We start from the raw sequence: 12,722 nt of genomic DNA on the forward strand, positions 1-12,722 counted from the left end.
TTGACACGATCTGGTGGCTTTTTTGAAATTTCTCTGACCCGGATGCCTGAACGCCAGGTCGTGGGCTCACACGGGCACCCACGGCGAACCCACCGCGAGTCTGTTCAACTCCGGGTCGATCCTCGGTAACAGCGCGTGTACCTCACGCGTGGCGCGGCGGCGGTGCTCGCCGGCGCGCGCCGGGTCGGCGTCGGCGGCGAGGAGCCGAGCGGGCCACGACAACGAGGCCAACCCGTGGGTGTCGATGGTCGCGAGCGCCGAGGTCACCAACTCCGCGGACCGCGTCGACGTCGCCGCGCCCGCCCCGGACGCCAGCAGCGCCGCGGCGAGGATCAGCTCCGTCTTGGCCCGGTGCCGCACCGGTGTCGCTCCGGGTGCGACATCGACGCGACGCAGCGCCTCCTCCGCCGACGCGACCGCCGCGGCCGGGTCACCACCGGCGAGTGCGGCCTCGGCGCCGACCCAGCCCGCACGCACGCGGGTGCGCAGGCTGCCGCCGCCCGCCCCGAAGGCCGCGTCGAGCCCGGTCGTCACGTCCGCCACGAGGCGTCGCGCCGTAGCGGGCCTGCCCAGCGCGAGATGGTCGGCGCCCAGGCCGAGCAGGGCGTCGGCCCACGCGCCCGCGACGTCGATGCCGTCGCCGTCGGCGATGCCACCGTCCGCGGCGCTCGCGAGGGAGAGCCCCGTCACCGCGGAGAGCGCGGCCCCGTCGGCAGGCAGGGCCGCAGCGTGCCCGCCGAACTGGCGGCGATGGGAGGCGACCGTACTGGCGGCGAGCGAGGCGATCACGACGTCGCGGCTGTGACGCAGCCGCCGCAGCAACGTCGTCGCTGCGGCGTACCGGCCGTACGCACCGAGCACCACGGCGGCCAGCCAGTGCTCACGATCCGTGCGAGCCCGCGCCGCGACACCGGCGAACCGGTGGTCCGGTGTGATGCCGGCTTCACTCGGGTCGCCGAACGCGAGACTGCGGAGGTGGTTCTCGAGAGTCACGGCCTCATCCTGCCTTCGCAGCCCTCGCGCCCGGAGCGGGCCGTTCGCGACATCCGAATCCGAGGGGACGACAACGTCGGCGAGAAAACAACACTGTGTCTGCCATCACACCAGCGGGGGATGCCTAAAGAATGAATCCGCTGGCCCATCACTTGAACAACTTTTGCCGCACTTCTAACGTGCAACCCGTTGCACCGAATGGAGTAGTCGTAGCAGATCCGGCTACGTGGGGCCGGATTCGACGAGGGGACACCGATGGCGGATATCCGCAGGCTTCCCGGCCCGAATGCCGATATCTGGGATTGGCAGCTCGAGGGGTCGTGCCGGGGCATGGACAGCGGTTCGTTCTTCCACCCCGAGGGGGAGCGGGGGCCGGCGAGAGCGCGCAGAGAGGCCAGAGCGAAGGCGGTGTGCCGGTCGTGCCCGGTACTCGAGCTGTGCCGGGAGCACGCCCTGGCAGTGCACGAGCCCTACGGTGTGTGGGGCGGTCTGTCGGAAAGTGAACGGGAGCACATCATCCGCAACGAACACCGACCGTTGACGATCGTCATGTGAGTCTTTTTCCGAGGGGGATGAAGAAAGGGGCGTCCGACCGGGCGCCCCTTTCTTTTGTCCGAAACATCTTTCCCGCGAACTACTTCCACGAGAAATGTTGGCCGGGGCACGTCACCGCGTCCGAATTAGCCGGATCGACCAGGCGCGCCCAGCGATTTCCACGACCCGACGCACGTCCTCCGCCGAGCGACCGTCCCGCGCCGAACTCGACGATCGGCCCGGAAACGAAGAACGGGGCGGCACTCCGGTCCGGAGTGCCGCCCCGTCGCTACGACGAGACGCCGATGGCGCCGACGTCAGTGCGCGTGGCCGTGACCGTGGCCCGCGTCCTCGTCGTCGTCCTCCTCGGGCTTCTCCACCACGGAGCCCTCCGTGGTGAGCACGAGGCGGGTGATGGACGCGGCGTTGGCAACCGCGGACCGCGTCACCTTCACCGGGTCGACGACACCGGCCGCGAGCAGGTCGGTCAGCTCGCCGGTCGCGGCGTTGAGGCCCTGGCCCCAGTCCTGCTCCCTGACCTTCGACACCAGCACGGCGGCCTCGTGGCCGGCGTTGTGGGCGATCCAGTACAGCGGAGCGGTGAGCGCCTCACGGACGATCTTGACACCCGTGGCCTCGTCGCCGGTGAGTCCGAGGTTGCCCTCGAGCTCCTTCGACGCGTGAGCCAGCGCCGAACCACCGCCGGGCACGATGCCCTCCTCGACGGCCGCCTTGGTGGAGGCCACAGCGTCCTCGATGCGGTGCTTACGCTCGTTCAGCTCGGTCTCGGTGGCCGCACCGACCTTGATGACCGCGACGCCGCCGCCCAGCTTCGCGAGCCGCTCCTGCAGCTTCTCGCGGTCCCAGTCGGAGTCGGTCGTCTCGATCTCGCTGCGGATCTGGGAGATCCGGTCGGCGATGGCCTCCTTGGAGCCCGCACCGTCGACGATGGTCGTCGCGTCCTTGGTGATCTCGATGCGACGGGCCTGGCCCAGCACGTCGATGCCCGACTCGGACAGCTTCATGCCGATCTCGCTCGAGATGACCGTGCCGCCGGTGACGACGGCCAGGTCGTCCAGGAACGCCTTCCGGCGGTCGCCGAAGAACGGAGCCTTGACCGCCACGGCGCTGATCGTCTTGCGCAGCGAGTTGACGACGAGCGTGGACAGCGCCTCGCCCTCGACGTCCTCGGCGATGATCAGCAGCGGCTTCTTGGTCTCGGCGACCTTCTCCAGCAGCGGGAGCAAGTCGTTCAGCGACGAGATCTTCTCCCGGTGCAGCAACACGTAGGCGTTCTCGAGGGTCGCCCGCTGCTCCTCCGGGTTGGTCGCGAAGTGCGCCGACAGGAAGCCCTTGTCGAACTGCACGCCCTCGGTGATGTCGAGCTCGGTGGCCATCGTGGAGGACTCCTCCACGGTGATCACGCCGTCCTCGCCGACCTTCTCGACGGCCTCGCCGAGCAGGGCGCCGATGTTGGCGTCCCGTGACGTGACCGTGCCGACCTGGGCGATGTTGTCACGGCCCTTGACCGGGGTGGCCTTGTTCTTCAGGAACTCCACCACGTGGTCGGCGGCCTTCTCCATGCCGGCGCCGAGGGCGGCCGGGTTGGCACCGGCGGCCACGTTGCGCAGGCCCACCTTGACCAGCGACTGCGCGAGCACGGTCGCCGTGGTGGTGCCGTCGCCCGCCACGTCGTTGGTCTTGGTGGCGACACTCTTGGCCAGCTGGGCACCGAGGTTCTCGAACGGTTCGTCGATCTCGATGTCGCGAGCGACCGTCACGCCGTCGAGCGTGACCGTCGGGCCGCCGAACTGCTTGTCCAGGACGACGTGCCGGCCGCGCGGGCCGAGTGTCACCTTGACGGCGTTGGCGAGCTTGTCGACCCCGCGCTCGAGCGCGCGACGAGAATCCTCGTCGAAATTGATCTGCTTAGGCATTGAGGAACCTCTCTCCAGGCACGCGAAACGCCCCGACCCCCGGCGTCAGCGGGGCCCGGGGCGTCAACGCATAGCGGGTCGTCAGTTGACGACGGCCAGCACGTCGCGGGCGGACAGGATCAAGTACTCCTCGCCGTTGTACGTGACCTCGGTGCCGCCGTACTTGGAGTAGATGACGACGTCGCCCTCGTTCACGTCCACCGGGACGCGGTTGCCCTTGTCGTCGACACGGCCCGGGCCGACGGCCAGAACCTTGCCCTCCTGGGGCTTTTCCTTGGCGGTGTCCGGGATGACGAGACCGGAAGCCGTCGTCTCCTCGGCCTCGCTCCTCTGGACAACGATCTTGTCCTCGAGCGGTTTGATGTTCACGCTCACCGGGTTGACCTCCACGGGTCTAAGAAAGCGTTGGCAGGTACCTATTGGGTACGGCGCCTACCACCCCGCCGTCGCGGGTGCCGGGGCGTGTGTGGTGCCGTTCGATTAGCACTCTAGCGACGGGAGTGCTAGCCGCGCAACCAGGGTCCACAACCGGCCTGATCGGCGCCTTTCCGCGCGTGCGCACTCCCCGTGACCGGCGGTCGTCACTCGTCGCGCGGTGCCGCGAGCACGGCCCACCGACCTACCGTGAACGACCCTGCGGACGACACGGACAAGGGACGGTGATCCGGATGGGTGGCTGCAACTGCTGCAGTGCGTGTACCGGCCGCGGATGCGGGTGCTGCGGAAGCTGCTCCTGACGACCGCGCGCGAAACGGCCCCCGACCCCACGTCGGGGGCCGTTTCGCCGTCCGGGCACGGCACTCGGTCGCCCCAAGAGCACCTCCGGGGGTGTGGAACGCCCCGGGCACTGGAGTGTCACCCGGACGGCGACGGCCTCCCGGAGGAAAGTTCGTTCCACGGTAGGCGAATTGTCGGTACGTTCCTCACGTCACATCGCCCGGTGAGGAGTGAACGCGTGGACACCTTCCCTCGACGTACGGCTCTCCGTGCCGCCGCCGGAACCGCAGGCCTCGCCACGGCCACCGTGGGACTGTCCGCCACGGGCGGCGTCGCCTCCGCCGCGACACGGAGCGCCCGGCAGCGTGCGTTCACCGCGGCCGCGGCGGAGTTCGGTGTCCCGGAACGGGTGCTGCTGGCCGTGTCGTATCTCGAGTCCCGCTGGGACGACCATGGCGGCAGGCCGAGCAGCGGTGCGGGGTACGGGCCGATGCACCTCACCGACCTGCGCACCGCGGCGGCAGGCGGCAGTCACCACGACAGCCACGGCAGCACCGCCGCCGACGCGGGCGTCGCCGTCGAGGATCCGCGCGGCGACACCGCACGCCGTGCGTTGCGGCCCACCTCCCCCGCCGAGAGCACCCCGACCGCACGGCTGCAGACGATCGATCTCGCATCCGAGCTCACCGGTGTCGACACGGAGACGCTGCGTACCGACCCAGTGGAGAACATCCGCGGCGGTGCGGCGGTGCTCGCCCACTACCACCGCATGTCCGGGGCACGCGGGCGCGAACCCGGCGACTTCTACGGCGCGGTCGCCCGCTATGCCGGCTCCGACGACGAGGCCACCGCAGGTTTCTTCGCCGACGAGGTGTACGCCGTCCTGGGCGAGGGCGCCGAGCGCGTGACCGTCGACGGAGAAACGGTGCGGCTCGCCGCGACGACCGCACGTCCGGACCGCTCCCAGCTGCGCTCGCTCGGCCTGCGCACCGCGCGCGCCGCACCGCCGGAGGGCCCCGACGACCTGCCCGTCGAGTGGATCCCCGCGCCGTACGAACAACTCTCCGACGACCCGGGCAGCTACGGCAACCACGACCAGGCGAACCGTCCCGACAGTCAGCGCATCACCCACATCGTCATCCACGACACCGAGTGCACCTACGACGTCGCGCTCGGCCTGGTGCAGGACCCGGAGTACGTGTCGTGGCACTACACGATCCGCTCCTCCGACGGGCACGTCGCGCAGCACGTGCGCACCGAGGACGTCGGGTGGCACGCGGGCAACTGGTACGTCAACGCCACGTCCGTCGGCATCGAGCACGAGGGCTTCGCCGCCGAACCGGCCTGGTACACCGAGGCGATGTACCGAGCGTCGGCCAAGCTGGTGCGACACCTGGCCCGCAGATTCCGCATTCCGCTGGACCGGCATCACATCATCGGACACGACAACGTCCCCGGCACCACCCCGGACGACGTCGCCGGCATGCACTGGGATCCGGGGCCGTACTGGGACTGGGCGCACTACTTCGAGCTGCTCGGCGCCGACCTGCCGACGTGGCGCGCGGACACCGGCCTGGTGGTGGTCCTGCCGGACTTCGACGCGAACCACGTGCCCTACCGCGGCTGCGATGCCGACGATCCGTCCGCCGCGTGCCCGGTCACCGGCTCGGCGATGATCGTGCTGCGCACCGAACCCCGCGACGACGCGCCACTGCTCAGCGATCCGGCACTGAACCCGGACGGCTCGCCGCAGTCGATGCAGCTGTCCGACTGGGGCAGCCGCGTCGTGACCGGCCAGGTGTACGCGGTCGCCGGATCGGACGACGACTGGACGGCGATCTGGTTCAACGGCCGGAAGGCGTGGCTGAAGAGCCCGGCGTCAGCCCCGGTCGTGCGCCCGACGCTCGGCGTGGTCGCCGCGCCGAAGGCCGGTTCGGGGCGAATCCCCGTGTACGGCCGGGCGTACCCGGAAGCGGGCGCGTACCCCGACGGCGTCCCGCCGCAGGAGCTCGCGCCGCTGCAGTACTCGATCCCGGAAGGGCAGCGCTACGCCGTCGGTCTGGTCGTGGATTCGGAGTACTACCACGCCAAAACCTACGACCCGTCGCAGCACGTCGTCGTCCGCGGGGAGAAGTACGCCCAGGTGCAGCTCGGCCACCGTGTCGCCTACGTCAGACTCGCCGAGGTCGACACCTGGCACGTGTAGACGTCGCGAGTCCTGCGTTCAGCACCGCGTGTTCCGCACTCGCACCGCGTTCTCTGCGTTCACGCGCGTGCCTGCCGCTAGGACACGAACTGCACGGCGAGGCTGCCGATCATGCCGGTGCCGAACACGACGAGGAAGCCGCCTGCTGTCTTGGTGAGCCACGGCAGCACGCGGTCCATGCGCGCGAGTGCCCGCCGGGAACCGAGCACGAGGGCGACGAAGACGTCCCAGCCGAGCACGGCCGTCACCATCCAGGCGCCGTAGAGCACGAGTGTCGGTGGCCGGGCGGTGGCGACCACGGCGGCGAGGCTGACGTAGAACAGCGCGTTCTTCGGGTTCAGCAGTCCCGACGTGAAGCCGAGCCCAGCCCCACTCAGCCACGTCGCCGGTTCCGTACGCAGCCCCTGGTCGACGTCGACCCTGACGGTCGCCCTGACGAAAGCTATGCCGACGCAGACGAGGAATGCCCCGCCCGCCGCCTGGATCCCGTCGAGGAGCACGGGATGCGACAGCAGCGACACGCCGGAGAACGCCCCCGCGATGAGGATCCCGTTGGCGACGGCGATACCCAGGCAGACCCCGGTGGCGTTCCGCCAGCCGCGCGCCATCGCGGTGCGTGCGATGAGGAAGAAGTCCACCCCGGGAATCAGCAGGGCGAGGAAGTGGGCGGCGGCAACGGCGGCGAACTGCTCCATGTCCCCTCACATGTCTCGGCGACGAACGCACCGAGCATGCGCAGCAGGTGGGATCGGGATCTTGTACGTTCTTGCGCTCAGCCGCGGTAGGCGCCCGGCGAGACGGCGACGTGCGCGCGGAACACGCGGTGGAAATGGCTCTGATCGGTGAAACCGAGTTCCTGTGCGGTGTCCGCGATCGGCACCCCCGTACGGAGTAGGTAGCGGGCCCGCACGATGCGGGCGTTCTGCCGCCAGGCCAGTGGAGTGAGCCCGGTCGCGCGGCGCATCGCCCGCACCAGGCCGTACCTGGTCATACCGACCAACTGCGCCAGTTCGTCGAGTGGCGGGTTCGCCTCGTCACCGCGCAGGCGGTCCATCACCGGCCGCAACCGCAGGCGCAGCGCGGAATCCGTGCCGCTGGGAACGAGATGTTCCGGTGCTGCTGCTCCCAGTTCGGCCAGAGCGGCCCCGAACTCGGCTTCGATGCGCGCGGGTTCCGCGTCGGCGAAGACGGTCTGCATCGCAGCGGCCATCCGCTGATGCAGATCGTCTCGCCGCAGCACACCGATCCCGGACAGCAGTCGGTTCGCCGCTCCCCTGGACACGAGCGAAACCGCCCACTCCTGGCCCATGTGCGCCATCCGGTACCGCCACGGCCCGTCGTCGGGATTACAGGCGTGGACGTGCCCGGCAGGAATGACGACGACGTCACCCGGATGCAGCCGGATCGCGCCCGCGGGCGACCCGGTGAACACGGAGGAACCCCTGTCGATCAACCCGACCGAGAACGTGTCGTGGAAGTGCGGGCGGTAGCACGTGTTCCGCCGACACGAGCCACGCACCTCCAGGTGCGGCAACACCGTGCTGCGCCGGAACTCCCCCATGCTCTCGCTCCCCTCAGACGAGGACCGTGTCCACGGGCAGGCCGGGGTTGGCCGACAGGTCCAGGGAGCTGGGCTTGTGGCCCGCCGCCGCGACGTGGGCACCGAGCGCGGCGATCATCGCGCCGTTGTCGGTGCACAGCCGGGGCCGCGGGATGCGCAGTTCGATCCCGGCCTCGGCACAGCGTTCCCGCGCCAACGTCGACAGCCGCGAGTTCGCAGCCACCCCACCGGAGACGACGAGCGTGCCGACCCCGGCCTCGGTCGCGGCGCGCACCGCCTTGGCCGTGAGCACGTCGGCGACGGCCTCCTGGAAGGACGCCGCGACGTCGGCGACCGGCACCTCCTCGCCGCGGCCCTGCGCACCTTCGACCCACCGCGCCACAGCGGTCTTCAGGCCCGAGAACGAGAAGTCGAACTTCGCGTCCCGCGGGCCCGTCATGCCGCGCGGGAACGCGATCGCCTGCGGATCGCCGTCGCGAGCGGCCTTGTCGATCGGCGGGCCACCGGGGTACGGCAGGTCGAGCAGCCGGGCGACCTTGTCGTAGGCCTCCCCCGCGGCATCATCCACAGTGGATCCGATCTCGGTGATCGCGCCCGCGATGTCGTCCACCCGCAGCAGTTGCGTGTGCCCGCCGGACACCAGTAGCGCCAGGCACGGCGTCGGTAACGGCCCGTGCTGCAACGTGTCGACCGCGATGTGCCCTGCGAGGTGGTTGACGCCGTACAGCGGCACGTCGAGCGCAGCCGCGTACGCCTTCGCCGCGGAGACGCCGACCAGCAACGCGCCGGCCAGCCCGGGGCCGGCCGTCACGGCGACCGCGTCCACGTCGGACATCGAAAGGCCCGCGGCGTCGAACGCGCGGTGAGTGGTCGGCACCATGGCTTCGAGGTGTGCGCGGCTGGCGATCTCCGGCACGACGCCGCCGAACCGCGCATGCTGCTCCACGCTCGAGGCGACCTCGTCGGCCAGCAGTTCCACCGTGCCGTCGTCGTGGGCGGCGACCAGTCCGACACCGGTCTCGTCGCACGAGCTCTCGATGCCCATGATGATCTTCGCCATCAGTGGCCGTCCTCCTGTCGCTCACCGGTGATCGCGTCCCGGCGCATCGTGTAGGCGTCGGCTCCCGAGGGCTGGTAGTAGCCCTTGCGGACGCCGAGTCGCCGGAATCCGTGCTTCTCGTACAGTCCGATCGCGCTGTCGTTGTCGGTACGCACCTCAAGGAACACCGGCGCGGCCAGCTCGTCGGCCTTCTCCAGCACCGCGCGCAGCAGCGCCTTGCCGAGGCCGCTTCCCTGATGCTCCGGACGCACGCCGATCGTGTGCAGGCTCGTCTCGTGGTCACCGCGTTTGCCCATGACGGCGAGGCCCGCATAGCCGAGCACGTGCTCGTCGCCGCCCGCGACCGAACCGTCGACCGCGACGAGGTAGTGCCCGCCGAGGTCGAGCTCGCTGTGGAACGCGGCCGGTGGCCACGGGCTGTCCCCGGCGAACAGCACCTTCTCGATCTCCGCGCACTCCCGCACGTGCCGCCTGCGCATCGGCTCCAGCCTCACGGCCGCCGCAGCGTCGGCGTCGCTCGCCGCGTTCACCGCACCGTTGGCCATCGCACCGTTGGCCACCGCGCCGTCAGGGCTCACTGCACCGTCGGGGTGGGCGAAGGGGCGGTCGCCGGGGATCACGCCGTCACCCGCTTCCTGGTCGCAGGCTCGGCGGCGTGGGGCCTGCGCAGGTACAGCGGCGTCAACGGCCCCGGTTCGCGCCCGGCGAGGACGTCCAGCGCGGCGGCGCGCACGATGCCCACCGGCGTCGGCTGTTCGTGGTCGGCGAGGCGCCCCACCGGTTCCGGGACCTCGTCGCGCGGCCCGACGTGCGGACCGCCGGTGCGCGCTCCGGCGGCGTCGTAGGTCGCCCAGTACACCTCACGGCGGCGGGCATCGGTGACGACCAGCGCCGCTCCCTCCGGACCCGCGGCGATCGCGTCGAGCGTGCACACCGGGTAGGCCGGGACGCCGAGGCTGTGCGCCAGCGCGGCACCCGTGACCAGGCCCGCGCGCAATCCGGTGTACGGGCCGGGGCCGGTGCCCACGACGACGGCGCCGACGTCGGCGAGCGTGATCCCGGCATCGGCGACGGCGTCCAGCACGTGCGGGGTGAGCAGCTCGCCGTGCGCCCGGGGGTCGACGGTCACGCGCGCGGCCACCTGCTCGGCGACGGGCTCCGTGACGTCCGACGCCGTGACATCGGCGGCCGCGGGACCGGACAGCCGGACGATCCCGGCGGTCACCGCGGGTGTGGCGGTGTCGAGGGCGAGAATCAGCACCCTTCGAGCGTACGACGTCGCGGCCGGCTACTCGCGCGCGTCTCCGCCCGCGCCGCCGTCGTCCTCGTCTCGCCGGCCGTCGTCCTCGTCGTCGGGGTTCCAGGACAGCAGCCGGACCTTCGCGACCGTGCGCAGGTGCCTGCGCATCGCCGTGGCGGCGCGCCTGCCGTCGCCGAGGCTGATGGCGTCGAGGATGGCGACGTGCTGGGTCAGCGACCGCGACGGCCTGCCCGGTTGGCGCAGCGACTCGGTGCGGCTCTCGGTGATCCGCTCGGCGATGGAGTTCATGAACTCGGCGAGGATGTCGCTGCGGGCCGCCGCGGTGACGGCTGCGTGGAACCGGCGGTCCCCCTCGACGCCGTACGAACCCGCGGCGATCTCCTCCCGCATGTGATCGAGTGCCGCGGAGATGGCGTCGAGATCGACCTTCGTCCTGCGCTGCGCGGCCAGCTCGGCGAGTTTCGTCTCGACGGCCTCGCGCGCGTCCAGCACGTCGGGCAGCCGCTGCCGGCGTTCGACGAGCTGCTCGACCGGTTCGGCGTCGAGCGTGTGGCCGACGAGGTACGTCCCGCCGCCGTGCCGCGCCTCGACGAGGCCCTGCACCTGCAGCACGACGATCGCCTGCTTCACCGACGTCCTGCTCACGCCGAGCTGCTGCGCGAGGTCGCGTTCGGCGGGGAGCTTGTCACCCGCACCGAGACGTGCCTGGGCGACGTACTCCCGCAGCCGGTCGATGACCTGCTCGTACAGCCGCGGGCGGGCCATCGGCCGCAGGGCGTCGGACACGGTGGGGCCTTTCGATAGCGCTGACCTGCGATGTGTCCCGTCAGGTTAGCAGTCGGGACGATCGCGCCGCCCGGACAAGTGGCCCAGCCACTACACCACTCGAGTGGACCAGCCACTGTGCCACTTACGTCTTGACACGCCGCTGCACGCCGCCGCAAAGTGGTCCAGCCACTGGTCCTGTAGTCCACGACCGAGCACGACGACGTCACTCGGGACCACCACGGCGACGGCCCGGCCGCCCGGCCCACGGCCGACGACAGCGAGCCCAACGACGGGAGATCCGCATGTCCGCCGAACTCGTCTCGATCCTCGTGCTGGTCGTGATCTTCGTGATCGCCACGACGAGGTCCATCAACATGGGTGCGCTGGCGTTCGCCGCGGCCTTCGGCGTGGGCACCCTCGCGGCGGGCATGGACGCCGACGGGATCTTCGCCGGCTTCCCCGGTGACCTGTTCGTGGTGCTCGTCGGGGTCACCTACCTGTTCTCCATCGCGCGGGCCAACGGCACGACGGACTGGCTCGTCCACGCCTCGATCCGACTGGTCGGCGGCAGGCTCGTGCTGATCCCGTGGGTGATGTTCGCGATCAGCGGCACCCTCACGGCGATCGGCGCGGTGAGCCCGGCCGCGGTCGCGATCGTCGCGCCGATCGCGCTCAACTTCGCCTCGCAGTACCGGATCAGCCCCCTGCTGATGGGCGCGATGGTCGTCCACGGCGCCCAGGCGGGCGGCTTCTCCCCGATCAGCATCTACGGCACGATCGTGAACGGCATCGTCGCGCGGGAGGGCCTCCCCGACACCGAGCTCGTGCTGTTCCTCTCGAGCATCGCGATGAACCTCGTCATCGCGGTCATCGTGTTCGTGCTCTGCGGCGGCCTCCGGCTCGCCCGTGCTGCCGAGCGTGTCGGGCAGCCCGCGATGGCGACCGTCGGCGCGAGCACCGGTGGCGGCTCCGGGACCGGCTCCGACCCCGGTTCCGCCGACTCCGGTTCCGCCGACTCCGGTTCCGCCGGGGCCGGCGGTTCGGACGAGCCCGGCGGCCGCTCCTCGCTACGCCTCACCCCGGCCCGGGTCGCGACGCTGGTCGGCCTACTCGCCCTGGTCACCGGTGCGCTGGTGTTCGACCTCGACGTCGGCCTGTCGGCGATCACGCTCGCGGTCCTGCTCTCGGTCGTGTGGCCGGAGACCAGCAGGCAGGCGATCAACCACATCACCTGGCCGACGGTGCTGCTGATCTGCGGCATGTTGACCTACGTCGGTGTGCTGCAGGAGATGGGCACGATCGACTTTGCGGGCCGGGCGGTATCGGACGTGGGCATTCCGCTGTTGGCCGCACTGCTGCTCTGCTACATCGGCGCGGTCGTGTCCGCGTTCGCCTCGTCCGTCGGCATCATGGGCGCGCTGATCCCGCTGGCGGTGCCGTTCCTGGCCGAGGGCACGATCGGCCCGGTCGGGATGGTCTGCGCGCTCGCCGTCGCGTCGACCGTCGTGGACGTCAGCCCGTTCTCCACCAACGGTGCGCTGGTACTCGCCAACGTCGACGAGGACGTGGACAGGGACAGGTTCTTCCGGCAACTGATGATCTACGGCGGGCTCGTCGTGGCCGTGGCGCCGGCCGTCGCGTGGCTGATACTCGTCGTGCCGGGATTCGGATGACCGACCGGCAAC

12 protein-coding genes are annotated in these 12,722 nt (G+C 70.7%); 3 read left to right on the plus strand and 9 right to left on the minus strand.

Annotation, left to right across the window (positions count from 1 at the left end):
• Positions 1-66: 66 nt before the first annotated feature.
• On the minus strand, positions 67-993 hold the full coding sequence (locus tag FHS23_RS00440; protein ID WP_343053541.1) for a hypothetical protein: 927 nt from the start codon (positions 991-993) through the stop codon (positions 67-69).
• A gap of 255 nt (positions 994-1,248) precedes the next feature.
• Here FHS23_RS00440 and FHS23_RS00445 point away from each other — a divergent pair, with 255 nt between their 5' ends.
• On the plus strand, positions 1,249-1,548 hold the full coding sequence (locus FHS23_RS00445) for a WhiB family transcriptional regulator (RefSeq protein WP_183646057.1): 300 nt from the start codon (positions 1,249-1,251) through the stop codon (positions 1,546-1,548).
• 296 nt (positions 1,549-1,844) lie between these two features.
• Here the strand turns inward: FHS23_RS00445 and groL are convergent, their stop codons facing one another.
• Both groL and groES read right to left on the minus strand, forming a co-directional pair.
• On the minus strand, positions 1,845-3,464 hold the full coding sequence (gene groL, locus FHS23_RS00450; protein ID WP_183646059.1) for a chaperonin GroEL: 1,620 nt from the start codon (positions 3,462-3,464) through the stop codon (positions 1,845-1,847).
• 81 nt (positions 3,465-3,545) lie between these two features.
• A complete protein-coding gene (gene groES, locus FHS23_RS00455) occupies positions 3,546-3,839 on the minus strand; it encodes a co-chaperone GroES (protein WP_030532828.1) in 294 nt (97 codons plus the stop codon).
• 580 nt (positions 3,840-4,419) lie between these two features.
• Here groES and FHS23_RS00460 point away from each other — a divergent pair.
• Complete coding sequence (locus FHS23_RS00460; RefSeq protein ID WP_343053542.1) at positions 4,420-6,387, plus strand: N-acetylmuramoyl-L-alanine amidase; 1,968 nt, start codon at positions 4,420-4,422, stop codon at positions 6,385-6,387.
• A 77-nt stretch (positions 6,388-6,464) separates the two neighbouring features.
• Here the strand turns inward: FHS23_RS00460 and FHS23_RS00465 are convergent, their stop codons facing one another.
• From FHS23_RS00465 to FHS23_RS00490, 6 genes are all read right to left on the minus strand, one after another.
• On the minus strand, positions 6,465-7,082 hold the full coding sequence (locus FHS23_RS00465) for a LysE family translocator (RefSeq protein WP_183646064.1): 618 nt from the start codon (positions 7,080-7,082) through the stop codon (positions 6,465-6,467).
• Between the two features lie 77 nt (positions 7,083-7,159).
• Positions 7,160-7,948, minus strand: coding sequence for a helix-turn-helix transcriptional regulator (locus FHS23_RS00470; RefSeq protein WP_183646066.1), 789 nt, complete (start codon positions 7,946-7,948; stop codon positions 7,160-7,162).
• Between the two features lie 13 nt (positions 7,949-7,961).
• On the minus strand, positions 7,962-9,008 hold the full coding sequence (gene tsaD, locus FHS23_RS00475) for a tRNA (adenosine(37)-N6)-threonylcarbamoyltransferase complex transferase subunit TsaD (RefSeq protein WP_183646068.1): 1,047 nt from the start codon (positions 9,006-9,008) through the stop codon (positions 7,962-7,964).
• Positions 9,008-9,502 carry a ribosomal protein S18-alanine N-acetyltransferase gene (gene rimI / locus FHS23_RS00480; RefSeq protein ID WP_183650476.1) on the minus strand — a complete coding sequence of 165 codons (495 nt, stop codon included), beginning with the start codon at positions 9,500-9,502 and terminating at the stop codon, positions 9,008-9,010. Before rimI ends, tsaD begins: the two co-directional genes overlap by 1 nt.
• Before the next feature lie 122 nt (positions 9,503-9,624).
• On the minus strand, positions 9,625-10,269 hold the full coding sequence (gene tsaB / locus FHS23_RS00485) for a tRNA (adenosine(37)-N6)-threonylcarbamoyltransferase complex dimerization subunit type 1 TsaB (RefSeq protein WP_183646070.1): 645 nt from the start codon (positions 10,267-10,269) through the stop codon (positions 9,625-9,627).
• 27 nt (positions 10,270-10,296) lie between these two features.
• The gene (locus FHS23_RS00490; protein ID WP_183646072.1) at positions 10,297-11,055 is read right to left on the minus strand and encodes an FCD domain-containing protein; all 759 of its coding nucleotides are present in this window, start codon (positions 11,053-11,055) and stop codon (positions 10,297-10,299) included.
• A gap of 284 nt (positions 11,056-11,339) precedes the next feature.
• On the opposite strand from FHS23_RS00490, the gene FHS23_RS00495 reads away from it, so the two are divergent.
• On the plus strand, positions 11,340-12,710 hold the full coding sequence (locus FHS23_RS00495) for an SLC13 family permease (protein WP_183646073.1): 1,371 nt from the start codon (positions 11,340-11,342) through the stop codon (positions 12,708-12,710).
• The last annotated feature ends 12 nt before the right edge of the window (positions 12,711-12,722 follow it).

Origin of the sequence: Prauserella isguenensis (assembly GCF_014191605.1) — a bacterium.
GTDB classification, from domain to species: domain Bacteria; phylum Actinomycetota; class Actinomycetes; order Mycobacteriales; family Pseudonocardiaceae; genus Prauserella; species Prauserella isguenensis.